This is a genomic window from Streptomyces massasporeus, from assembly GCF_014648995.1.
Taxonomy (GTDB): domain Bacteria; phylum Actinomycetota; class Actinomycetes; order Streptomycetales; family Streptomycetaceae; genus Streptomyces; species Streptomyces massasporeus.
The window spans coordinates 96069-118935 of record NZ_BMSE01000021.1; the positions used below are offsets into that span (position 1 = coordinate 96069).

Annotated in this window: 22 protein-coding genes; 16 read left to right on the forward strand and 6 right to left on the reverse strand. The window is 72.7% G+C overall.

Going from position 1 to position 22867, the window contains the following annotated elements; translation table 11 throughout:
• The first annotated feature begins 121 nt into the window (after positions 1 to 121).
• Positions 122 to 1468, forward strand: coding sequence for a hypothetical protein (locus IE153_RS33905; protein ID WP_189593549.1), 1347 nt, complete (start codon positions 122 to 124; stop codon positions 1466 to 1468).
• A gap of 69 nt (positions 1469 to 1537) precedes the next feature.
• Here IE153_RS33905 and IE153_RS33910 read toward each other — a convergent pair whose 3' ends face one another.
• Both IE153_RS33910 and IE153_RS33915 read right to left on the reverse strand, forming a co-directional pair.
• A complete protein-coding gene (locus tag IE153_RS33910; protein ID WP_189593595.1) occupies positions 1538 to 2869 on the reverse strand; it encodes a PH domain-containing protein in 1332 nt (443 codons plus the stop codon).
• Positions 2870 to 2919: 50 nt separating this feature from the next.
• Entirely contained in the window at positions 2920 to 3450 is a 531-nt protein-coding gene (locus IE153_RS33915; protein WP_189593550.1) for a PH domain-containing protein, read from the reverse strand.
• Positions 3451 to 3481: 31 nt separating this feature from the next.
• Between IE153_RS33915 and IE153_RS33920 the strand changes: the two genes are divergently transcribed.
• Positions 3482 to 4633, forward strand: coding sequence for an NADH-quinone oxidoreductase subunit D (locus IE153_RS33920; protein WP_189593551.1), 1152 nt, complete (start codon positions 3482 to 3484; stop codon positions 4631 to 4633).
• 27 nt (positions 4634 to 4660) lie between these two features.
• Here IE153_RS33920 and IE153_RS33925 read toward each other — a convergent pair whose 3' ends face one another.
• Complete coding sequence (locus tag IE153_RS33925) at positions 4661 to 5647, reverse strand: SAM-dependent methyltransferase (RefSeq protein WP_229829302.1); 987 nt, start codon at positions 5645 to 5647, stop codon at positions 4661 to 4663.
• Between the two features lie 118 nt (positions 5648 to 5765).
• On the opposite strand from IE153_RS33925, the gene IE153_RS33930 reads away from it, so the two are divergent.
• Positions 5766 to 6959, forward strand: coding sequence for a sensor histidine kinase (locus tag IE153_RS33930; RefSeq protein ID WP_189593552.1), 1194 nt, complete (start codon positions 5766 to 5768; stop codon positions 6957 to 6959).
• A gap of 56 nt (positions 6960 to 7015) precedes the next feature.
• A complete protein-coding gene (locus IE153_RS33935; RefSeq protein ID WP_097218660.1) occupies positions 7016 to 7684 on the forward strand; it encodes a response regulator in 669 nt (222 codons plus the stop codon).
• A gap of 26 nt (positions 7685 to 7710) precedes the next feature.
• Here the strand turns inward: IE153_RS33935 and IE153_RS33940 are convergent, their stop codons facing one another.
• Positions 7711 to 8817: a DUF5937 family protein gene (locus tag IE153_RS33940; protein WP_189593553.1), complete on the reverse strand. Its 1107-nt coding sequence runs from the start codon at positions 8815 to 8817 to the stop codon at positions 7711 to 7713.
• Between the two features lie 159 nt (positions 8818 to 8976).
• Here IE153_RS33940 and IE153_RS33945 point away from each other — a divergent pair, with 159 nt between their 5' ends.
• Positions 8977 to 9162, forward strand: coding sequence for a hypothetical protein (locus tag IE153_RS33945; RefSeq protein ID WP_189593554.1), 186 nt, complete (start codon positions 8977 to 8979; stop codon positions 9160 to 9162).
• Here IE153_RS33945 and IE153_RS33950 read toward each other — a convergent pair.
• On the reverse strand, positions 9155 to 10336 hold the full coding sequence (locus IE153_RS33950) for a threonine aldolase family protein (protein WP_189593555.1): 1182 nt from the start codon (positions 10334 to 10336) through the stop codon (positions 9155 to 9157). The two genes, IE153_RS33945 and IE153_RS33950, sit on opposite strands and share 8 nt — an antisense overlap.
• 181 nt (positions 10337 to 10517) lie before the next feature.
• Here IE153_RS33950 and IE153_RS33955 point away from each other — a divergent pair, with 181 nt between their 5' ends.
• From IE153_RS33955 to IE153_RS34000, 10 genes are all read left to right on the forward strand, one after another.
• A complete protein-coding gene (locus IE153_RS33955) occupies positions 10518 to 11447 on the forward strand; it encodes a Rossmann-like and DUF2520 domain-containing protein (protein WP_185012416.1) in 930 nt (309 codons plus the stop codon).
• Positions 11444 to 12445 carry a pantoate--beta-alanine ligase gene (gene panC, locus IE153_RS33960; protein ID WP_189593556.1) on the forward strand — a complete coding sequence of 334 codons (1002 nt, stop codon included), beginning with the start codon at positions 11444 to 11446 and terminating at the stop codon, positions 12443 to 12445. Before IE153_RS33955 ends, panC begins: the two co-directional genes overlap by 4 nt.
• Positions 12442 to 14151, forward strand: coding sequence for an L-aspartate oxidase (locus IE153_RS33965; protein ID WP_189593557.1), 1710 nt, complete (start codon positions 12442 to 12444; stop codon positions 14149 to 14151). Before panC ends, IE153_RS33965 begins: the two co-directional genes overlap by 4 nt.
• Positions 14152 to 14156: 5 nt before the next feature.
• Entirely contained in the window at positions 14157 to 15131 is a 975-nt protein-coding gene (gene nadC / locus IE153_RS33970; RefSeq protein ID WP_189593558.1) for a carboxylating nicotinate-nucleotide diphosphorylase, read from the forward strand.
• Positions 15132 to 15146: 15 nt separating this feature from the next.
• On the forward strand, positions 15147 to 15944 hold the full coding sequence (locus tag IE153_RS33975; protein ID WP_031110806.1) for a type III pantothenate kinase: 798 nt from the start codon (positions 15147 to 15149) through the stop codon (positions 15942 to 15944).
• A 635-nt stretch (positions 15945 to 16579) separates the two neighbouring features.
• On the forward strand, positions 16580 to 17212 hold the full coding sequence (locus IE153_RS33980; RefSeq protein ID WP_189593596.1) for a hypothetical protein: 633 nt from the start codon (positions 16580 to 16582) through the stop codon (positions 17210 to 17212).
• Positions 17213 to 17230: 18 nt separating this feature from the next.
• Positions 17231 to 17419, forward strand: a complete 189-nt coding sequence (locus tag IE153_RS33985; RefSeq protein ID WP_189593559.1) for a hypothetical protein — start codon at positions 17231 to 17233, stop codon at positions 17417 to 17419.
• Between the two features lie 148 nt (positions 17420 to 17567).
• Positions 17568 to 18041 (forward strand): BlaI/MecI/CopY family transcriptional regulator, encoded by a 474-nt coding sequence (locus tag IE153_RS33990; RefSeq protein ID WP_189593560.1) that lies wholly within the window; start codon positions 17568 to 17570, stop codon positions 18039 to 18041.
• Between the two features lie 9 nt (positions 18042 to 18050).
• Positions 18051 to 18584, forward strand: coding sequence for an amino-acid N-acetyltransferase (locus IE153_RS33995; RefSeq protein ID WP_031111859.1), 534 nt, complete (start codon positions 18051 to 18053; stop codon positions 18582 to 18584).
• A 264-nt stretch (positions 18585 to 18848) separates the two neighbouring features.
• The gene (locus tag IE153_RS34000) at positions 18849 to 19184 is read left to right on the forward strand and encodes a histone-like nucleoid-structuring protein Lsr2 (RefSeq protein ID WP_010048839.1); all 336 of its coding nucleotides are present in this window, start codon (positions 18849 to 18851) and stop codon (positions 19182 to 19184) included.
• Between the two features lie 9 nt (positions 19185 to 19193).
• Here IE153_RS34000 and IE153_RS34005 read toward each other — a convergent pair whose 3' ends face one another.
• Entirely contained in the window at positions 19194 to 19910 is a 717-nt protein-coding gene (locus IE153_RS34005) for an SCO3374 family protein (RefSeq protein ID WP_189593561.1), read from the reverse strand.
• A gap of 430 nt (positions 19911 to 20340) precedes the next feature.
• Here IE153_RS34005 and IE153_RS34010 point away from each other — a divergent pair, with 430 nt between their 5' ends.
• On the forward strand, positions 20341 to 22866 hold the full coding sequence (locus IE153_RS34010; RefSeq protein ID WP_185012424.1) for an ATP-dependent Clp protease ATP-binding subunit: 2526 nt from the start codon (positions 20341 to 20343) through the stop codon (positions 22864 to 22866).
• Position 22867 lies beyond the last annotated feature (1 nt).

The window sequence follows — 22867 nt, forward strand, 5'->3', positions numbered from 1 at the left end:
ATTGGATGAGCGGCCGATTCCGCTTCTTCCCGAGTTCTGATGCCGTGTGAACGTTTCGGTGTGGCTTTGTTTTTGCGGGGTGGGTCACCAAGATTCGCCTACGCGCGGTAAGTTTCTGGCCATGCCACGTGGACGTCACCGTCATTCCCCGCCCCTGCACAGGATGCTGCCCCCGTCGGCGATCGCAGGCGTCTCCCTCGTCTGCGCCCTGGGGCCCTGGGTGTTCACGGAGCCGATGGTGCTCCGCGGCCTGGCCGCGGCCGCCGCGGCGACGGCGGTCATCGGCGCGTTCGTGCTGCGCCGCTGGGATGCCCAGGCGGGCAAGCGCGTCGCCGACCTCACGCGCGCGCGTGCGAGCGACGAGTGGCGCTTCGAGGAGCGGGTCGCCGAACTGGAGGCCGACCTCGAGGAGTCGCGCGAGCTGCGCGGGAAGCTGGAACAGCGGCTGCGCGCCAAGCGCACGGAACTGGCCGGGCTGCGCAACGAGCACGCCGCGCTGCTGCGTCGGTACGCCACGGCGGAGACCGAGCGCGCGACCGTCCTGGAGGAGCGCCGGGTGCTCGAGATAGAGGCGACGGCTCCGGTGCGGGCCGCGCTTCCGGCGGGTACGTCGGACGCGGCGGACGCCGCGCCGGAGCCGGACGAGGCGGCCGCCGATCTCGCCGTCGAGGAGGGTCCCGAGGTCCCCGCCGTGTTCTCGCCCGAGGGGTCCCGGCTGTACCGGCGGGCCGCTGCCGCGCTCGCACGGTTCGACGGCGAGACGGTCCCGGTGCCGGACCCGGACGGTGGCGGCGACGGCGACGGCGTCCCGAAGGGCGAGGAAGCGGAACCCGCACAGGAGCCGAGGCCGGAGCAGACGGAGCCGCGGGAGCAGGCGCGGGAGGACGAGGCCGAGGCGCAGGAGCGTTCCGAGGCGGCCGACGGGCACGAGCGGGCGACGGCCGAGACGGACGGCGAGCGTTCCGCGCAGGCCGCCGAGACCCCTGAGCCGGCCGTCGACACCCCCGAGCCGGCCGTCGACACCCCCGAGCCGGCTGCCGAGGCGTCGGCGTCGGCCACCGAGACGTCCGTGCGGCCCGGCGGCACCGGGCAACGTGCGGAGGCCGCGCGGCCCGAGGAGACGGCCCGGCCGGAGCAGCCCGGAGGCCGGCCCTCCGGCCACTACACCGTGCCCACCGCCGTCGCCGTCCCGCCGCAGGCGCCGGTGCGGCGTCCGTCGGCCGGGGGCGGGTTCGACTTCTTCGGCACGAAGGCCGGCACGTCCCGGGCGGCCCTGGAGGCCGTGCAGAACGAGGACCTCGCCGACGTCGTCGGCCAGGAGGCGCTCGCCCTGCACAAGGCCGAGACCGAGGCCCGCTACAAGCCGGTCGACGAGGAATCGCGCGGTATCGGTCAGGTCATCGACCTGACGGCGCACGACGAGACGGAGCAGATCGACGTACAGGGGCTGCGCAGCGCGGTGTCCTGAGGCGCGTTCGGAAGCTGTTCACGACGGAGGGCCCCCGGCTACGGCCGGGGGCCCTCCGTGCGTCGGCGGTCACGCCATCCAGCGGTCCGGCCGTGCGTCCCTGCGCCCCGTCCGGGACCGCTCCGCCTGCGCCGCCAGCAGCTCGCGCGCCTCGGCCGCGTCCCGCAGCCGGGCCCGCACCGTCTTGTTCGCGCCCGTGTCCACACACACGTCGGCGACGCCCCGGGCCCGCTCCCACGGTCCCTGCGTCATCCGCACGCTCTGCACCTTGGCGTGCGGTACCAGCGCCAGACTCCGCCGCAGCAGCCCGGACCGGGCCGCGAACACCGCGTCCGTGACGGCCAGTCCGTAGCCGCGCCACCACAGCGGCACGCACCAGCGGGCCCTGCGCGGCGCCGGTGACAGGGCCGCGGCCTCCGGCACGCTCACCCCGGGCAGCACGCGCGCGACGACGTCCTCGGCGATCTCGCGCGGAGCGACCGGCACCAGCACGGAGTTGGACGAGCCGGCCACGTCCAGCTCGACACGCACCCACCCGCGCCGCCGCCACAGCAGCGGCTCCACGAGCCGTACGGTCTGGACGCGTCCGGGCGGCACCGTCTCGTGGGCCCGGTCCAGCAGGCCGTGGTCGATGCGCAGCCCGTCTGGTGACTCGCCCACCGTCCAGTCGTACTCGGCGACGAACCGCCCGACGCTGCTCGCGCCCGCCGCGCCCAGCAGCGGCAGGGCGACCGCGAGGACCGTCCACAGGCTGTGGGTGAGCAGCCACAGCACCGGCGGCACGACGAGCGCCGCGGCCAGCGACATCCAGGTCGCGCCCGTCAGCACCAGCGACAGGGCGAGCACCCGGGGCGGTACCCGCAGCAGCTGCCGGGACGGGGCCTCGCCGACCTCGTGCGCGGTCTCGGGTGCGAAACCGGCCGCCCGGGCGAGCAGTTCGGCCCGCAGCGTCCGGGCCTCGTCCGCGCCGAGGAAGGCCAGCTCGTCCTTCTTGTCGGTGCCTATGACGTCGAGTTTCAGCTTGGAGACGCCCGCGACCCGGGCCAGCAGCGGCTGGGTGATGTCGATGGCCTGGATCCGCTCCAGCCGGATGTGCGCGGTGCGCCGGAAGACGAGCCCGGTACGGATGCGCAGTTCGCTCTCGGTCACCGCGAAGTGCGTGAACCACCAGGAGCAGAAGCCGTAGAGGGCGGCGGCCGGGACGAGCACGGCGAGGCCGATCAGCAGCGTGGTCGTCGTCAGCCGGGCCAGATGGCGCTGCGCCCCGTCGGGGTCGTGCACGGCCCAGCCGATGAGCACGGCGACCGGTGCCCAGGCGCGACGCAGCGGGGTGACGGGGTGCAGCCGCCGCTCGGTGACCTCGGCGACGGCCTCGGTCACCTGGGCGACGGCCTCGGTCACCTCGGCGGCGGTCTCGGATGCCTCGGAGCCCTCGGCGGCCCCGGGCGCCGTCACAGCCCCGCCGACCGGGCTTCGCCCAGCTCGGTGAGCCGGTCGCGCAGCCGTTCCGCCTCGGCCGGGTCCAGGCCCGGGATCGTCGCGTCGGTCGCCGCCGCGGCCGTGTGCAGCTGCACGCTGGCCAGCCCGAAGTGCCGCTCCACGGGCCCGGAGGTGACCTCGACCAGCTGCATCCGCCCGTACGGCACGACCGTCTCCTCGCGCCACAGCACACCCCGGCTGATCAGCAGGTCGTCGGCCCGCTCGGCGTACCGCCAGGAACGCCAGTTGCGCTCGATCATCACCCAGCCCCAGACCATCAGCGCCAGCGGCGGCAGCGCGAAGGCGGCCCAGGCCGGACCGGCCAGCAGCCCCGGCAGCAGCCCGGCGGCCAGGGCGATCAGCCCGAGCCACACCACCAGCAGCAACCGGCGCATCTTCAGCAGGCCGGGCGGCAGCGCGATCCACACCGGCTCGTTCCCGACGGCCTCGATCGTGCCCTGCGGCCCGTCCGGCCCCGTGTCCTGCGGACTCCCCGTCTCCATGGGGCCAGCGTACGTAGGGGAGACTGTGTCCATGACTCCTACGACGGAGACCATGGTCGGAATCGGCGGCGCCGCGGAGAGCACCGACATGGTGCTCAACATCGGGCCGCAGCACCCGTCCACCCATGGCGTGCTGCGGCTGAAGCTCGTCCTGGACGGCGAGCGCATCAGGCACGCGGAGCCGGTGATCGGCTACATGCACCGCGGCGCGGAGAAGCTGTTCGAGGCGCGCGACTACCGCCAGATCATCATGCTCGCCAACCGCCACGACTGGCTGTCGGCGTTCTCCAACGAGCTGGGCGTGGTCCTCGCCGTGGAGCGGATGCTCGGCATGGAGGTCCCCGAGCGCGCGGTCTGGCTGCGCACGCTGCTCGCCGAGCTGAACCGGGTGCTCAACCACCTCATGTTCCTCGGCTCGTACCCGCTGGAGCTCGGCGGGATCACCCCGATCTTCTACGCCTTCCGGGAACGCGAGGAGCTCCAGCACGTCATGGAGGAGATCTCCGGCGGGCGGATGCACTACATGTTCAACCGGGTGGGCGGCCTCAAGGAGGACCTGCCGGCCGGGTGGACCACGCGCGCGCGTGCCTCCGTCGCCGACGTGCGCTCCCGGATGGACCGCTTCGACGACCTGGTGCTCGGCAACGAGATCTTCCGGGGCCGCACCCGGGGCGTGGGCACCCTCACCGCCGAGGCCGTGCACGCCTACGGGGTGAGCGGGCCGATCGGGCGGGCCTCGGGCGTCGACTTCGACCTGCGCCGGGACGAGCCGTACCTCGCCTACGGCGAACTGGCCGACGTCCTGAAGGTGGTCACCCGGCAGGAGGGCGACTGCCTGGCCCGCTTCGAGTGCCTCCTGGAGCAGACGCACAACGCGCTCGACCTGGCCGACGCCTGCCTGGACCGGCTCGCCGAGCTGCCGCCCGGGCCGGTCAACCAGCGGCTCCCGAAGGTCCTGAAGGCGCCCGAGGGCCACACGTACGCGTGGACCGAGAACCCCCTCGGCATCAACGGCTACTACCTGGTCAGCAAGGGCGAGAAGACCCCGTACCGGCTGAAGCTGCGCTCGGCGTCGTACAACAATATCCAGGTACTGACGGAGCTGCTGCCGGGGACGCTGGTCGCCGACATGGTGGCGATCCTGGGGTCGATGTTCTTCGTGGTCGGGGACATCGACAAGTAGCGCCTGGAGAGGGTCTTCGACCAGCGCCTAGACGGGGTCCTCGACGCCGACGGGCTGCACCAGCCAGCCGAAGTCGCCCAGCCCGCCCGCCGCGGTGAGCTCGGCGGCCTCTCCGGCGCTCGCGAGGGCGCGCACGTATGCGGCGGGGTCGGTGGAGGCCAGGGTGAGTGGGGGGCGTGCGCCGGTCACGCCCAGGGTGCGCAGCGCCTCGCGCTGGGGGAGCACGCGTCCGCCGGGCAGCGCGCACGCGTCCAGGGCGACATGGGCCGTGAGGTCGCAGGAGCCGTCCGGGACGGGTGTGGTCTCGCGGCCTTCCCGGAACCCGGTGAGCGTTCCGAACGGCGGCCGGGTGCCCGCCGTGTGCGCATAGTCCACGGCGACGGCGAGACCCCGCCGGAGCGTCGCGACCGCCCCGGCCCAGGCCTCGTCCCGGGGCAGGCCGATCTCGGCCCGCAGCCCCTCCTCGCCCGGCAGCGGCCACCACCGCTCCAGCCACCGCGCCGGCTCCCCGTCCACCGGCTCGCCGAGCCGCTCGGTCCCGTCCTCCCGGACCAGCACCAGCCGCGCGACACCCCCGGCGTCCACCTCCGCGACCTCCACGGGCACGTTGTCCAGCCACTCGTTGGCGAACAGCAGCCCGGTCGTCCCCCGCGGCGGCTCGGCCAGCCACTCGATCCGGTGATCGAGCCCCGCGGGCCGCTCGGCGATCTCGACGGCGCACACGCGCGTGCGGGCCGCCACGTCCGCGGGCAGAGCGGCGAGCACCCCGCCGGCCAGCTCGCCCCGCCCGGCCGCCATGTCGACGAAGTCCAGCACCGCGGGCCGCCCCAGCGCCTCGTCGACGCGGCACAGCAGCCGCGCCACAGCCTGGGCGAACAGGGGCGAGGCGTGCACGGACGTCCGGAAGTGTCCGGCCGGCCCCTCCGCGCGCCGGTAGAAGCCCCCCGGCGCGTACAGGGCGTCCTGCGCCGCCGCACGCCACCCGCGCCACTGGTCCCCGGTTCCCGCTGTCACGGGCCCAGGCTATGCGCACGCAACGTACGCAACTCCACCTTGCGGAGTATGCGCGCCGGGTAGGGATCGGCCCTCCGGTTGACCCCTGCACCTATCCCGCTTCCCTACGCTGGGTTACGTGCAGCGCCTCTATGACTTCCTCCGCAGGCACCCGATGTGGGTCGACGGCTTCTGGGCCGTGGTCCTCCTCGGGATTTCGGTAGTGGGCGGGGCGGCGGGCGAGCAGGTCGGCCCCTGGGCCGTGGTCGTTCCGATCACACTGCTGCTGAGCCTCGTGGTCGCGCTGCGCCGCCGCATGCCGGAGAAGATGCTGCTGCTCGCTGCGGCGGTCGGCGTGGCGCAGCTGGTCACCGACGTCGCGATCCTGCCCGCCGACTTCGCCATGCTGGCGATCGTCTACACCGTCGCCGCGGAAGGCGCCCGCTGGGCCTCTCGCTTCGCGCTGGTCGCCGGCCTGTGCGCGGCCCCTCTGGCGCAGCTGCGCTGGTCGAACGAGCAGACGGGGGCGGCCGGCGACATCGCCCTGGCGATCCTGCAGACCGTCCCGTTCGCCCTCGCCTGGGTGCTCGGCGACTCCATCCGAACCCGCCGCGCCTACTTCGCACAGCTGGAGGAGCGCGCCGCCCGCCTGGAGAAGGAGCGCGAAGCGCAGTCCAAGGTCGCCGTCGCCGCCGAACGCGCCCGGATCGCACGCGAGTTGCACGACGTCGTCGCGCACAATGTGTCGGTGATGGTGGTCCAGGCCGACGGCGCCGCCTACGTCCTCGACGCCGCGCCCGACCAGGCGAAGAAGGCCCTGGAGACCATCTCCTCCACCGGCCGCCAGGCCCTCGCCGAGATGCGCCGCCTGCTCGGCGTGCTGCGCACCGGCGAGCACCAGGAGGCCGGCGAGTACGTGCCACAGCCCGATGTGCAGCAGATCGAGGACCTCGTCGAGCAGTGCCGCACCTCCGGACTGCCCGTCGACTTCAAGGTCGAGGGCACGCCCCGCCCGCTGCCCAGCGGCGTCGAACTCACCGCCTACCGCATCGTGCAGGAGGCGCTCACCAACACCCGCAAGCACGGCGGGGCCAACGCGGGCGCGAGCGTGCGGCTGGTCTACTTCGACGACGGACTCGGACTGCTCGTCGAGGACGACGGCAAGGGCGCTCCGCACGAGCTGTACGAGGAGGGCGGGTTCGACGGCCAGGGCCACGGCCTGATCGGCATGCGCGAGCGGGTCGGTATGGTCGGCGGCACCCTGGACGCCGGCCCGCGACCGGGCGGAGGATTCCGCATCAGTGCCCTGCTGCCGCTCAAACCCGCGCACTGACACACCGGCGCACACCCCCTGCTGACACCTGTAACGACCCCCATGGAAGAGGCCCGATGACGATCCGCGTGATGCTCGTCGACGACCAGGTGCTGCTGCGCACCGGGTTCCGGATGGTGCTCGCCGCCCAGCCGGACATGGAGGTCGTGGCGGAGGCGGGCGACGGCGTCGAGGCCCTCCAGGAGCTGCGGACGACCGAGGTCGACGTGGTGCTGATGGACGTCCGCATGCCCAAGCTCGACGGGGTGGAGACGACCCGCCGGATCTGCGCCGACACCGACCCGCCGAAGGTGCTCATCCTGACGACCTTCGACCTCGACGAGTACGCCTTCTCCGGGCTGAAGGCGGGCGCCTCCGGCTTCATGCTGAAGGACGTGCCGCCCGCCGATCTCCTGGCCGCGATCAGGGCCGTGCACAGCGGTGACGCGGTCGTGGCGCCCTCCACCACCCGGCGGCTGCTGGACCGCTTCGCGCCGATGCTGCCGGGCACCAAGCAGCCCCAGCACAAGGAGCTGGAGCGGCTCACCGAGCGCGAGCGCGAGGTCATGGTGCTGGTCGCGCAGGGCCTGTCCAACGGCGAGATCGCGGCGCGGCTGGTGCTGTCGGAGGCGACCGTGAAGACCCATGTGGGCCGCATCCTGACCAAGCTCGGGCTCAGGGACCGGGTGCAGGTCGTGGTGCTGGCCTACGAGACGGGGCTGGTGCGGGCCGGCGGACACGGCTGACCCGCGGACCGGCTTCCCCCCCCCGGCTACCTGAGGATGCCTTCCAGGAACTCGCTGCCGAGCCGGGCCACCACCGTCACGTCCAGCTGGTGCAGGACGTAGCGCCCGCGGCGGCGGGTGGTGATCAGGCCCGCCTTCTTCAGCACGGCCAGATGCCGGGATATCTCCGGGGCCGTCATGCCGTGCACCTGCGCCAGCTCGCTGGTGGTGTGCGCGCTGCGGGCCAGATGGCGGCACATGCGCATCCGGACCGGGTGGGACAGCGCGGTCATCCGCATGGCCAGCTGCTCCAGGGTCTGCGGTGCGGCGAGCTCCGGGGAGCCGACCGGGTAGTGCAGCACCGGCTGCCAGCCGTACCGGTGCAGGACCATCAGATGCGGCCATCCCAGGCTGGTGGGGACGAGTAGGAGGCCGCCGTCGCCCGTGGCCGTACGGCCGTCGCCCAGCTTGTCCACCGTGATCCGGCCGGCGGCTTCGTCGAGGGTGATCGCCGGGGACACCGCGGCCAGCGCCTCCGCCAGGCCCTTGCGCCGCAGCAGGTCCGTCTTGTGCCGGGCGTCCGCCGCGAGCTGGTGGCGCAGCCGGGCCCAGGCCTCCGCGAAGAACGCCTCGTCGCAGTCCCGGAGGAACTGCCGCAGCCACGCCCGGATCCGGGGCGGGTCGGCCAGCAGCCGCTGCCCGAAGTGCAGTTGCCGCGGCCCCCGCGCGGCGGCCAGGTCCAGCGCCCGGCGGCGCGTGTCCGGGTCGGACAGCGCCGTCGGCCCGTGCTCGCCGTAGCCGGTGGCACAGGTGAACTCCAGCGCCGCGTCCACGAACTGCTCGTCGGACAGCTTGTCGAGCTGGTCCAGCTCCTCGGCGAGGGTGGCGCCCGGGAACGCGCGCCGGTCCGGCAGGCCCGCCCAGGGCAGGAACAGGTCCGAGAACGTCGTCCGCCACAGGAAGTCCGCCTCGCACATCCGGTCGGCCAGATGCGGGTCGAGCCGGGCCGTCACGCCCGTCACCCAGCCCTGCAGACCCGGGTGGTGCGCCGGTTCGGACAGCGCGTGCAGCGCCATGCCCAGCTCGGCCAGGGGCGAGGGCACGACGGCGGCCTCCTCCGGCCGCAGCCCCGCGATGTCGATGTGCACGCTCATGCCCTCATGGTGCACCCGGCCACCGACAACGCCCCCGTCGATTGACGGGCCCCGTCAATCGACGCGACGCCGTCCCCGGCGCGGGCGCACGGTGGATCCACCGGGGCAGCCGCGGAGCCTTCGGACCTCCATCACCCCGTCCCGCAGAGGCGATTCACCATGAGCGTCACGCAGCAGCACCTCCTCGACACCTACCGCGCCCTGACCCTCGGCGAGCCCGCGCCGCCCGCGCCGGGCACGCACGAGCGGCGGGTCGTACGGGAGCGGCGCGACGAACGGCGCTCCCGCGCGGGCCGCAACGTGCTCCGAAACGCCCTGAGCCGGTGGCTGCGGCGCCCTACCTGACCTGCTCCGGCAGCCGGGCCGTGAACTCCGCCACCGCCGCCTTCACGTCCTCGGCGGTCCACTCCAGGCCGTCGGCCCGCACGTGCACCTCCGTGAGCGCCAGGCCGGGCCCGCCCCGGTCCCAGCCGCTTCCGAACAGGACCACCCCGGTCTCCTCGGCCGTGCGGACCGCCGCCTCCGCGAGGACCTCCGGCTCGTACGGCAGCCACACCTGGAAGTCGTGGGTGTGCGGCACCTCCGGGTGCACGCGTGCCCACGGCACCCCGGCCGCCGCGAACCCCTCGCGCAGGGCGGCGGCCACCACGCGCGCGTGGGCCACGTACTCCGGCAGCCGGGGCAGCTGCCGCTCCAGCCCGACCAGCGCCGAAAGCGCCGTGGGGAACTGCTGGAAGACCATCCCGCCGTACCGGTGCCGCCAGGTCCTCGCCTCCTCGACGAGCTCCTTCGGGCCGGCGAGCGCGGCGCCGCCGAAGGCCTCCAGGGACTTGTAGAACGACACGTAGACGCTGTCGGCCAGGCCCGCGATCTCCGCCAGGGGACGGTCGAAGTGGACGGTGGACTCCCACAGGCGGGCCCCGTCGAAGTGCACCACCGCGTCCCGTTCCCGCGCCGCCTCGACGACCTCGGTGAGCTCCTCCCAGGTGGGCAGGACGAAACCGGCGTCCCTGAGGGGCAGTTCCAGCATCAGCGCCCCGAACGGCTCCTCGAAGTCGCGCACCTCGGCGGCGGTCGGCATCCGCGGCTCCCCGGTCAGCCGCACCGGGCGCAGCCCGCCCACCTCGCTGAACGCGTTCCGCTCGTGCACCTCGGGATGGCTCAGCGCGTGCAGGGCGACGGTCGGGTTCCCGGTGCGGCCCGCCCAGCAGCGCAGGGCCACCTGCTGCGCCATCGTGCCCGTCGGGAAGAACACGGCGGCCTCGGTGCCGAGCAGCCCGGCGACCTTCGTCTCCAGCGCCTCGACGACACCGTCGCCGTACACGTCGGACAGCTCGTCCAGGTCGTGGACGCCCTCCGCCTCCTCCAGCACCGCCAGGCGCTCCCTGAGGGTGCGGTGGAAGCCGAAGCGCGCGAACACGCGCCGCGCCGCGCGGTGGGCGGCCAGCCGCCGCTCCCGCAGCCCTGAGCCCCGGTCCTGGTCCGTCACCTGATCGTCGTGTTCCGCCGTATCGGTCATGCCCCGGATCCTCCCGCGCGCCCCTGGGGCGGGGCATCCGCATTTCCGTACGCCGTTCCGGGAACGCCGCACAGGTGTGCACAGCCTGTGGACAACCGAACGCCCCTCGAACCGATCGCGTTAACATGACGAGAAATCGTCCGGTACCCGGAGCGGACTGGAACGGGAAGGCCGCCGTCGAGTGAACACAACCCCACAGCCAGACCCCAAGGACCGCCCCGCGCGGCTCACCGTCGGCGTCGTCGGCGCCGGCCGCGTGGGCCCCGCGCTGGCGGCGTCCCTGCAGCTCGCCGGGCACCGCCCGGTCGCCGTCTCCGCGGTCTCGGAGGCCTCCCGGCGCCGCGCCGGGCAACTGCTGCCCGACGTGCCGGTGATGCCGCCCGCCGAGGTGCTCCAGCGGTCCGACCTGGTGCTGCTGACGGTTCCCGACGACGCCCTGCCCGACCTGGTCACCGGCCTCGCCGACACCGGATCCGTGCGGCCCGGGCAGCTCCTCGTCCACACCTCCGGGCGGTACGGCACCCGGGTCCTCGACCCCGCCCTGCGCGCGGGCGCCCTGCCGCTCGCCCTCCACCCCGCGATGACCTTCACGGGCACGCCCGTGGACGTCCAGCGGCTGGCCGGCTGCTCCTTCGGCGTCACCGCCCCCGAGGAGCTGCGCCTCGCCGCCGAGGCCCTCGTCATCGAGATGGGCGGCGAGCCGGAGTGGATCGCCGAGGAGAACCGGCCGCTCTACCACGCGGCGCTCGCCCTCGGGGCCAACCACCTGGTCACGCTGGTCGCCCAGTCCATGGAGCTGCTGAGCGCGGCCGGGGTCGCCGCCCCCGACCGGATGCTCGGCCCGCTGCTCGGCGCGGCCCTGGACAACGCCCTGCGCTCCGGCGACGCGGCCCTCACCGGCCCGGTCGCGCGCGGCGACGCGGGCACGGTCGCCGCGCACGTGACGGAGCTGCGCCGGCACGCCCCGCAGACCGTCGCCGGCTACCTGGCGATGGCCCGCGCGACCGCCGACCGGGCCCTCGCCCACGGCCTGCTGAAGCCGGAACTCGCCGAGGACCTCCTCGGGGTACTCGCCCACGGGACCGACGGCACCGAAGGGGACGCCCGATGACCACCACCCTGCTGCGCACCGCCGGCGAACTGCACGCACGCACGCGTACGGGCCGGCGCGCCGTGGTGATGACCATGGGGGCGCTGCACGAGGGCCACGCCACGCTGATCCGCACCGCGCGCGGCATCGCCGGGCCGGACGGCGAGGTCGTCGTCACCGTCTTCGTCAACCCGCTCCAGTTCGGCCAGGGCGAGGACCTCGACCGCTACCCGCGCACCCTGGACGCTGACCTCGCCCTCGCGGAACAGTCGGGCGCGGACGTCGTGTTCGCCCCCGCCGTGGACGAGGTCTACCCGGGCGGCGAGCCCCAGGTCCGCATCACCGCGGGCCCCATGGGCGAGCGCCTGGAGGGCTCCTCCCGCCCCGGCCACTTCGACGGCATGCTCACGGTCGTCGCCAAGCTGCTGCACCTGACGCGCCCCGACGTCGCCCTGTACGGCCAGAAGGACGCCCAGCAGCTCGCGCTGATCCGCCGCATGGTGCGGGACCTGAACTTCGGCGTGGAGATCGTCGGCGTGCCCACCGTCCGCGAGGAGGACGGCCTGGCCCTGTCCAGCCGCAACCGCTACCTGTCGGCCACCGAGCGGCGCACCGCCCTCGCCCTGTCCGGGGCCCTGTTCGCGGGCCAGGACCGGCACGCCGCGCAGGAGGCACTGCGTGCCCGGGCCCGCGAAGTGCCCGCCACGCGCGCGCGTGCCGAGGCGCTCAGCGCCATAGGGGAGTCCCGCGCGGCGGCCGACGCGCACGCCGTGGCGACGGCCGTCCCGGGCGGTCCGGCGGCCGTCCGCGCGGCCGCCCGTCAGGTCCTCGACGAGGCCGCCCGCCTCGAACCGCCGCTCGCGCTGGACTACCTCGCCCTGGTCGACCCGTCCGACTTCACCGAGATCGGGGACGACTTCACCGGCGACGCGGTCCTCGCCGTCGCCGCCCGGGTCGGGGCGACCCGGCTGATCGACAACGTCCCCCTCACCTTCACCAGCTTCGGAGCCGCCTCGTGACCACCACAGGCATACGACTGCACGCCCCCGCCGCCGGGTGGTCCATCGCCGCGGACGTGGTCGTCGTCGGCTCCGGCGTCGCCGGGCTGACCGCCGCCCTGCGCTGCGAGGCCGCGGGCCTGCGGACGGTCGTCGTCACCAAGGCCCGGCTCGACGACGGCTCCACCCGCTGGGCCCAGGGCGGCATCGCCGCGGCCCTCGGCGAGGGCGACACCCCCGAGCAGCACCTCGACGACACCCTGGTCGCGGGCGCCGGACTGTGCGACGAGGACGCGGTCCGCCTCCTGGTCACCGAGGGCCCCGACGCCGTACGCCGCCTCATCGAGACCGGAGCCCGGTTCGACGAGTCCTCCGAGGGCGACCTCGAACTGACCCGGGAGGGCGGCCACCACCGGCGCCGCATCGCCCACGCCGGCGGTGACGCCACCGGCGCCGAGATCTCCCGCGCCCTGGTCGAGGCCGTCCGAGCGCGGGGCGTGCGCACCGTCGAGAACGCGCTCGTCCTGGACCTCCTCACGGACGCCGAGGGCCGCACCGCCGGGGTGACCCTGCACGTCATGGGGGAGGGCCAGCACGACGGCGTGGGTGCCGTCCACGCCCCCGCGGTGGTCCTCGCGACCGGCGGCATGGGCCAGGTCTTCTCCGCCACCACCAACCCGTCGGTGTCGACGGGCGACGGCGTGGCACTCGCGCTCCGGGCGGGCGCGGAGGTCAGCGACCTGGAGTTCGTCCAGTTCCACCCGACCGTGCTGTTCCTGGGCCGGGACGCGGAGGGCCAGCAGCCCCTGGTCTCCGAGGCCGTGCGCGGCGAGGGCGCCCACCTGATCGACGCCGCCGGTGTCCGCTTCATGGTCGGACAGCACGAACTCGCCGAACTCGCCCCCCGCGACATCGTCGCCAAGGGCATCCTGCGCCGCATGCTGGAGCAGGACGCCGAGCACGTGTACCTCGACGGCCGGCACTTCGGCGCGGAGATGTGGGAGCACCGCTTCCCGACGATCCTGGCCGCCTGCCGCGCCCACGGCATCGACCCCGTCACCGACCCCATCCCGGTCGCCCCGGCCGCCCACTACGCCTCTGGCGGCGTCCGCACGGACTCCCACGGCCGTACGACCGTCCCCGGCCTCTACGCGTGCGGCGAGGTCGCCTGCACCGGGGTGCACGGAGCCAACCGGCTGGCGTCCAACTCCCTGCTCGAAGGCCTCGTCTACGCCGAGCGCATCGCGGACGACATCGTGGCGAACGGCCTGCCCGCGCGCGTGCCCCAGCCGGTCCCGCACCCCGAGATCCCCGAGCACCCGCTGCAGACCCCCGAGGCCCGCTTCGCGATCCAGCGGATCATGACGGGCGGGGCGGGCGTCCTGCGCTCGGCCGGGTCCCTCAGCAAGGCCGCCGACCAGCTCCAGCGCCTGCACACCGACGCCCGGGAGGCCCTCGCCGAGCACGGCAAGACGGCCGAGGCCGGAGTCGACACCTGGGAGGCCACCAACCTCCTGTGCGTGGCCCGCGTCCTGGTCGCCGCCGCCCTGCTGCGCGAGGAGACCCGGGGCTGCCACTGGCGCGAGGACCGCCCCGAGCGCGACGACGCGGCCTGGCGCCGCCACATCGTCGTGACCCTGAACCCGGACCGCACGCTGGCCGTGCAGACCACGGACACCACACACTTCCCTACGACCCTCCCGCCCCAGGCCCCCCAGGAGCAGTGACCGACGTGAGCACCCCCGACCTTCCCCTCGTCTCCTCCGGAGGCTGCGGAGACGGCTGCGCCTGCGGCGCGGACGACGAGGCGTACCTGGAGTGCGGCCTGGACCCCGCACTCGCCCAGCTCCTGGCCGACGCCGGCCTCGACCCCGTCGAGGTCGAGGACATCGCCAACGTGGCCCTCCAGGAGGACCTGGCCCACGGCGTCGACGTGACGACGGTGGCGACCATCCCCGAGGACGCGGTGGCCACGGCCGACTTCACCGCACGCGAGGCGGGCACCGTGGCCGGTCTGCGCGTCGCCGAGGCGGTCATCTCGGTCGTCTGCGAGGAGGAGCTCGAGATCGAGCGCCACGCGGAGGACGGCGACCGCGTCGAAGCGGGCCAGAAGCTCCTCTCCGTCACCACCCGCACCCGCGACCTCCTCACGGCCGAGCGCAGCGCGCTGAACATCCTGTGCCGACTGTCGGGCGTCGCGACAGCCACGCGCGCGTGGGCGGACGCGCTCGACGGGACCAAGGCGAAGGTCCGCGACACCCGCAAGACGACCCCCGGCCTGCGCAGCCTCGAGAAGTACGCGGTCCGCTGCGGCGGCGGCGTGAACCACCGCATGTCCCTCTCGGACGCGGCCCTGGTCAAGGACAACCACGTGGTCGCCGCGGGCGGCGTCGCCCAGGCCTTCCGGGCGGTCCGGGAACGCTTCCCCGACGTCCCCATCGAGGTCGAGGTCGACACCCTGCACCAGCTCCGCGAGGTCCTGGACGCCGGTGCCGACCTGATCCTGCTGGACAACTTCACGCCGGGTGAGTGCGCGGAGGCGGTCGCGATCGTCCAGGGCCGTGCCGCCCTGGAGGCCTCGGGCCGCCTCACCCTCGGCAACGCCAAGGCCTACGCGGACACCGGCGTCGACTACCTCGCCGTCGGAGCCCTCACCCACTCCTCGCCGATCCTGGACATCGGCCTGGACCTGCGGCCGGCGGAGTAGGGGCGGGTACGGGTCATGCTGCTGACGATCGACGTAGGAAACACCCACACCGTCCTCGGCCTGTTCGACGGCGACGAGATCGTCGAACACTGGCGCATCTCCACGGACGCGCGCCGCACCGCGGACGAACTGGCGGTCCTCCTCCAGGGCCTGATGGGCATGCACCCGCTCCTCGGCGACGAGCTGGGCGACGGCATCGACGGCATCGCCATCTGCGCCACCGTCCCCTCGGTCCTGCACGAGCTCCGCGAGGTGACGCGCCGCTACTACGGCGACGTGCCCGCGATCCTCGTCGAACCGGGCGTCAAGACGGGCGTGCCGATCCTCATGGACAACCCCAAGGAGGTCGGCGCCGACCGCATCATCAACGCGGTCGCGGCGGTCGAGCTCTACGGCGGCCCCGCCATCGTCGTCGACTTCGGCACGGCGACGACCTTCGACGCGGTCAGCGCGCGAGGGGAGTACGTCGGCGGGGTCATCTCACCCGGCATCGAGATCTCCGTGGAGGCCCTGGGCGTCCGCGGCGCCCAGCTCCGCAAGATCGAGGTGGCCCGGCCCCGCAGCGTCATCGGCAAGAACACGGTCGAGGCGATGCAGTCGGGTGTCATCTACGGTTTCGCCGGCCAGGTCGACGGAGTGGTCAACCGCATGGCCCGCGAGCTGTCGGAGGACCCGGACGACGTCACCGTCATCGCCACGGGCGGTCTCGCACCGATGGTCCTGGGCGAGTCGTCGGTGATCGACGAACACGAGCCGTGGCTGACGCTGATCGGCCTGCGGCTGGTCTACGAGCGGAACGTGTCGCGCATGTGAGCGGCTGAGGAGGGGGTGGGGGCGCAACCCGACAAAGCGGACTGCACCCCCACCCCGGGCCGCGACCGCCCCGGCATCCCGGTCGCGCCGCACGGCGTCCCTGGCCGCGCTGCCTCTGGCGTCCCCGGCCATGCCGCTCCTGATGTCCCCCGGCCGCGCCGTTTCGGCGCCCTCCGGCCGCGCGGCTGTCCGGCTTTCGGCCGCGCCGCGCCCGGTGTCTTCCGGGGGCGCTGACTCTGGCTGACCTGGCCGCGCTTCCGGCGCCCCCGGCCACGCTCTTCCGGCGCCCCCGGCCACGCTCTTCCGGCGTTTCCTGGCCGCGCCATCTCTGGCGTCCGTCGGCCACACCACTCCCGGCATCCCCAGCCACCCCGCTTCCGGCGCCTCGGTCACACCACCCCCCCGGCGTCCGTCGGCCGCGCCGCCCCCGGCATCCCCAGCCACGCCACCCCCGGCCACACCACCCCTTGCATCCCCCAGCCGCACCACCCCTTGCATCCCCCAGCCGCACCACCCCTGGCTTCCCCCGCCCCCACCCGAGTGTTCCCCCGCGCCACACCCATCCCCTATGCGCAATTTGTCTGATTAGCGCGTATCGTCGCCGCATGCCCACGCCATACGGATCCCGCGGCGGCATGGCGTTCGGTGTGGAGGAGCTGCGTGTGCTCCGCCGCGCTCTCGCCCTCGCCCTCGACCCCGCACCCGCCTCGGCCGACGACGTCCAGGACTGTCTCCGTCTCGCAGAGTCACTCGACGAGGCACTGCGGGAGGGGGCCAGGCTGCGCGCCTTCCTCGTGGCCGACCTGGGCCGGTATCGCGCCGCCCTCCCCGGAACCGCCGCCGGCTACCTCGCGCTCCTGGACGAGGCGCTGGGCGCCGGCTACCGCCCCCTGCCCGACGACCTCGCCGCCCTCCGCGCCCTGCGCGGCAACCCCGCCGCGGCGGCCCTGCTGGATCGCTGCGCGGTCACTCCCCTCACCCCCGCCGCTCTCCCCGTGGCCGACGTTCCCGGCTCCCGCACCCGCCTCCTGGCCATCCCCGGAGGCCGCTGCGCCCCGTCGGCCGCATCCGCCGGGGACGGCGCGGAGAAGCAGCCCGAGAAGAAGCCCGCCCGCAAGCCACCGGCCCCTGCCCCCAAGCCCGCCCCGGCGCCCGGCCCGGACACGCCGAAGCCCTCCCGCCCGATCCCCACCCCGGGCGAGGTCTTCCCGCGCCGCAAGCCGGCCCCGCCACCCCCCGCGAACCCCCAGCAGCTCGCCGCCGGCTGACGTGGCTACCCTGGATCCATGGACTACGTCTCCGCGCTCCTGCCCCCGGCCGTCATGGCCGTCTTCTTCGTCGGCGTGATCCGGGTGATCGTGAAGACACAGGGCGGCGCCAACAAGGCCAAGGAGGACGCGGCCGTGGACGCCGCCATCGCGCGCGTGGAGGGTGCCCGCCAGACCACGGCGACCTCCGCGAAGGCCGAGGCCTGACCTCACCCCCTCCGAGGGCGTACGACTCGGCGGACCCGCACCCCGCGGCGCCCGCACTCACGAGCCGTACGCCCTTTTTGTTCCCGTTCGCCGGTCCCGCGCACGTCCGCCACGCCATTACCGGGATCTCCCACTATTGTTCTGAGCTGTGCCTCGCCCATTGGGAGAACTCGAAGACGCGGTCATGTCGCGGGTGTGGAAGTGGAACCGCCCGGTGACCGTTCGAGAAGTCCTGGAAGATCTTCAGAAGGAGCGGTCCATCGCGTACACCACCGTGATGACCGTTTTGGACAATCTCCATCAGAAGGGCTGGGTGCGCCGCGAGGCGGAAGGCCGTGCCTATCGATATGAGGCGGTCTCCACCCGCGCCGCCTACGCAGCGGCCCTGATGAACGACGCCTGGTCGCAGAGCGACAACCCCGCCGCCGCTCTCGTCGCCTTCTTCGGCATGATGAGCGAGGAACAGCGGCGGTCTCTCAGCGATGCCGTCCGCATCGTCCAGGGCCCGGAAACCCAGGAACCGACCGAACCGTCGGAATCCGCAGAACCGGCCGAACGAGCGGAACCCGGGGAAGAGCCCGAGGAGAACCCCGCCTCCGCTCGGGACCGGGGCGGGCGATAGCGTCCCGTCATGTCCGCGAAGAGCCCCGAAGCCACCGCAAAAGCCATCACCGTCCGACGGGCCCGCACCAGCGACGTCCCGGCCGTACGGGGCCTCCTTGACGCCTACGTCCGCGGCCGCATCCTGCTCGACAAAGCAACGGTGACGCTTTACGAGGACATCCAGGAGTTCTGGGTCGCGGAACGGGACGACAACGCCGAGGTCGTCGGCTGCGGCGCGCTGCACGTGATGTGGGAAGACCTCGCGGAAGTCCGCACTCTCGCGGTGAAGCCGGGCTTGAAGGGCGCGGGGGTCGGACACCGTGTGCTGGAGAAGTTGCTGCAGACCGCCCGCTGGCTCGGCGTTCGCCGTGTTTTCTGTCTGACCTTCGAAGTCGACTTCTTCACCAAGCACGGCTTCGTGGAGATCGGGGAGACGCCCGTCGACACGGATGTCTACGCGGAGCTCCTGCGTTCCTATGACGAGGGTGTCGCGGAGTTCCTCGGACTCGAACGAGTGAAACCGAACACCTTGGGCAACAGCCGGATGCTTCTGCATCTGTGATCGCCGTGCGCCAGTAGACCGCTAGCGGGTCCGGCCGGTTCGTCAAGGCATATTCCGCGGCGCCCGCCCCTGCCCCGGTTCCCTATGTCCGAAACGCGCACGTTTCCGGACCGGGGCCGGGCTGCCGGACTCTGCCGGGGGTTTGTGTTTTTCCGGCAAAAGCGGTTTGCTTTCCGACGTACTGCAGTACTGCATATAACAGGGGACGGCGATACGGCGGACGCCGGCACACCCGCCCTGAAGATATCGATGAAAGGAAATCCGGTGGCACAGAAGGTTCAGGTCCTTCTTGTCGACGACCTCGACGGTGGCGAGGCGGACGAGACCGTGACGTTCGCGCTGGACGGCAAGACGTACGAGATCGATCTCACCACTGCCAATGCGGACAAGCTCCGTGGCCTTCTCGAGCCTTACGTGAAGGGCGGTCGTCGTACCGGAGGCCGTGCTTCGGGCGGGCGCGGAAAGGCGCGCGCCGCTTCGAGCGGCAGCCAGGACACCGCGGCGATCCGCGCCTGGGCGAAGGAGAACGGTTACGAGGTCAACGACCGCGGCCGTGTTCCCGCGACCATCCGCGAGGCTTACGAGAAGGCCAACGGCTGAACAGCGGCCCTACCGACCCTGCGCACGCACGGCCGGTGGCTGGGCGCACGCGCGCATCAGCCGGACCCGGTGGCACTGTGTGGCCACCGTGTTCACCAGCCGCACGAGATCGGGGGCGTCCCCACCGCCCCCCAGCGCCGACAGTGTCGGCAGCGAGGCCTCGACCTCGCATCCCGGCTCGGGGGGCCGCAGCCACACGGCGGCCCCCTGGGAACCGACCCGGCCCCAGGGAGCAGGCGGAGCACCCGCCTCGCAGGGCGCCGCGGTGCGCGACCCGCGTACCGGCGGTACCGGCCTCTCCCCGTGAGGCACCGCCCTCTCCCCGTGAGGCACCGGGGGCGACGGCGCCTCCAGGAGCCCGCCCGCGCCGATCGCCACGAGATCCAGCGACAGGGCCCCCCAGTCCAGCCACTCCAGCAGCCCGGGGAGCTCCTCCGCGCTGCCCGCGGCCACCAGAAGCAGCATCCGGCCGCCGTGCAGCGCGACGGGGGAGCCGGACGCCAGGCGCCGCAGGGCCGCGTGCCCCGCATCCGCCGGGACGTCGAGGACGTCGTAGCGCACCCCTACCGGAAGCCGCAGAGGATCGCCGGGCACCGTCGGCCACCCCAGTTCGTTCTCGTACCACCGCCGGACCTGACCGCTCGCGCCGGACGGGTCGAGCGGCCGGCGGGGGAGCGGGACGAGCGGGGTCGAGGATGCGGTCACGGGCTGAGGGGCGCCGAACATGCCAAGTGCAACAGCCGGAAGAGCCTGCGGGTTACGTTGGGTGGTGCCGTGAGCGCACTGCGTGGCGAAATGGGGGCGCGCGGGGGGTGCGGGGAGGCGCAAGGTTGTTCGCCCGTAGCGGAGGGAACGGGGGTGCCCGGCATGGACTTCCGGTGCCCACGGGTAAGACATCCCTAGTGGGAGGGGGCGACACGCAGGAAAGGACGTCTCACGTTCGCCATCGGCGTACTGGCGAGTGGGGTATCTGCCTGGCCTGCGGGAACATCGTCTCGCACCATCGGGTTGGAGCAGATGTCGGCGTTCGGGGTCAGGAGGCCAAGGACGGTGTCGGCAGTTGGAATGAGCGGTCCCCGCTTGCGGGACTAAGCTGCGGAAGGACAGGGAGGGGAAGTTCCCCCCACTGCCTGACCGCTCTGAGGAGCGATTAACGATGTTCGAGAGGTTCACCGACCGCGCGCGGCGGGTTGTCGTCCTGGCTCAGGAAGAAGCCCGGATGCTCAACCACAACTACATCGGCACTGAGCACATCCTCCTGGGCCTGATCCACGAGGGTGAAGGTGTCGCCGCCAAGGCCCTTGAGAGCCTCGGGATTTCGCTCGAGGCGGTCCGCCAGCAGGTGGAGGAGATCATCGGCCAGGGCCAGCAGGCCCCGTCCGGCCACATCCCCTTCACCCCCCGTGCCAAGAAGGTCCTGGAGCTGTCGCTCCGCGAGGCCCTTCAGCTGGGCCACAACTACATCGGCACGGAGCACATCCTGCTCGGCCTGATCCGCGAGGGCGAGGGCGTCGCCGCCCAGGTCCTCGTCAAGCTGGGCGCAGATCTGAACCGTGTGCGGCAGCAGGTGATCCAGCTGCTCTCCGGTTACCAGGGCAAGGAGACCGCCACCGCCGGCGGTCCTGCCGAGGGCACCCCCTCCACGTCCCTGGTCCTCGACCAGTTCGGCCGGAACCTCACCCAGGCCGCTCGTGAGTCCAAGCTCGACCCGGTCATCGGGCGCGAGAAGGAGATCGAGCGGGTCATGCAGGTGCTGTCCCGCCGTACCAAGAACAACCCGGTTCTGATCGGTGAGCCCGGCGTCGGCAAGACCGCCGTCGTCGAGGGCCTCGCTCAGGCCATCGTCAAGGGCGAGGTGCCCGAGACCCTCAAGGACAAGCACCTCTACACCCTGGACCTCGGCGCGCTGGTCGCCGGCTCCCGCTACCGCGGTGACTTCGAGGAGCGCCTGAAGAAGGTGCTCAAGGAGATCCGCACCCGCGGCGACATCATCCTGTTCATCGACGAGCTCCACACGCTGGTCGGTGCGGGTGCCGCCGAGGGCGCCATCGACGCGGCTTCCATCCTGAAGCCGATGCTGGCCCGCGGTGAGCTCCAGACCATCGGCGCCACGACGCTGGACGAGTACCGCAAGCACCTGGAGAAGGACGCCGCCCTCGAGCGCCGCTTCCAGCCCATCCAGGTCGCGGAGCCGTCCCTGCCGCACACGATCGAGATCCTCAAGGGTCTCCGTGACCGGTACGAGGCCCACCACCGCGTCTCCATCACCGACGAGGCGCTGGTCCAGGCCGCCACGCTGGCCGACCGGTACATCTCGGACCGCTTCCTGCCGGACAAGGCGATCGACCTGATCGACGAGGCCGGTTCCCGGATGCGCATCCGCCGGATGACCGCGCCGCCGGACCTGCGCGAGTTCGACGAGAAGATCGCCGGCGTCCGCCGCGACAAGGAGTCCGCGATCGACTCGCAGGACTTCGAGAAGGCCGCCTCCCTGCGCGACAAGGAGAAGCAGCTCCTGGCCGCCAAGGCCAAGCGCGAGAAGGAGTGGAAGGCCGGCGACATGGACGTCGTCGCCGAGGTCGACGGCGAGCTGATCGCCGAGGTCCTCGCCACGGCCACCGGCATCCCGGTCTTCAAGCTGACCGAGGAGGAGTCCTCCCGTCTGCTGCGCATGGAGGACGAGCTCCACAAGCGGGTCATCGGCCAGGTCGACGCCGTCAAGGCGCTGTCGAAGGCGATCCGCCGTACGCGTGCCGGTCTGAAGGACCCGAAGCGTCCCGGTGGCTCGTTCATCTTCGCCGGCCCGTCCGGTGTCGGTAAGACCGAGCTGTCCAAGGCGCTCGCCGAGTTCCTGTTCGGCGACGAGGACGCGCTGATCTCCCTCGACATGTCGGAGTTCAGCGAGAAGCACACGGTCTCGCGGCTCTTCGGTTCGCCCCCCGGCTACGTGGGCTACGAGGAGGGCGGCCAGCTCACCGAGAAGGTCCGCCGCAAGCCGTTCTCCGTCGTCCTCTTCGACGAGGTCGAGAAGGCCCACCCGGACATCTTCAACTCGCTGCTGCAGATCCTGGAGGACGGTCGCCTGACCGACTCCCAGGGCCGGGTCGTGGACTTCAAGAACACGGTCATCATCATGACGACCAACCTCGGCACCCGGGACATCTCCAAGGGCTTCAACCTGGGCTTCGCGGCCCAGGGCGACACGAAGTCCAACTACGAGCGCATGAAGAACAAGGTCTCGGACGAGCTCAAGCAGCACTTCCGGCCCGAGTTCCTCAACCGCGTCGACGACGTGGTCGTCTTCCCGCAGCTCAGCCAGGACGACATTCTCAAGATCGTCGACCTGATGATCGGCAAGGTCGACGAGCGCCTGAAGGACCGGGACATGGGCATCGAGCTCTCCCAGTCCGCCAAGGAGCTGCTGTCCAAGAAGGGCTACGACCCGGTGCTGGGTGCGCGTCCGCTGCGTCGCACCATCCAGCGTGAGATCGAGGACTCGCTGTCGGAGAAGATCCTCTTCGGCGAGCTGCGCCCCGGTCACATCGTGGTCGTCGACACGGAGGGCGAGGGCGAGACCAAGACCTTCACCTTCCGCGGCGAGGAGAAGGCGCCTCTCCCGGACGTCCCGCCGATCGAGCAGGCGGCCGGTGGCTCGGGTCCGAACCTGAGCAAGGACGCCTGAA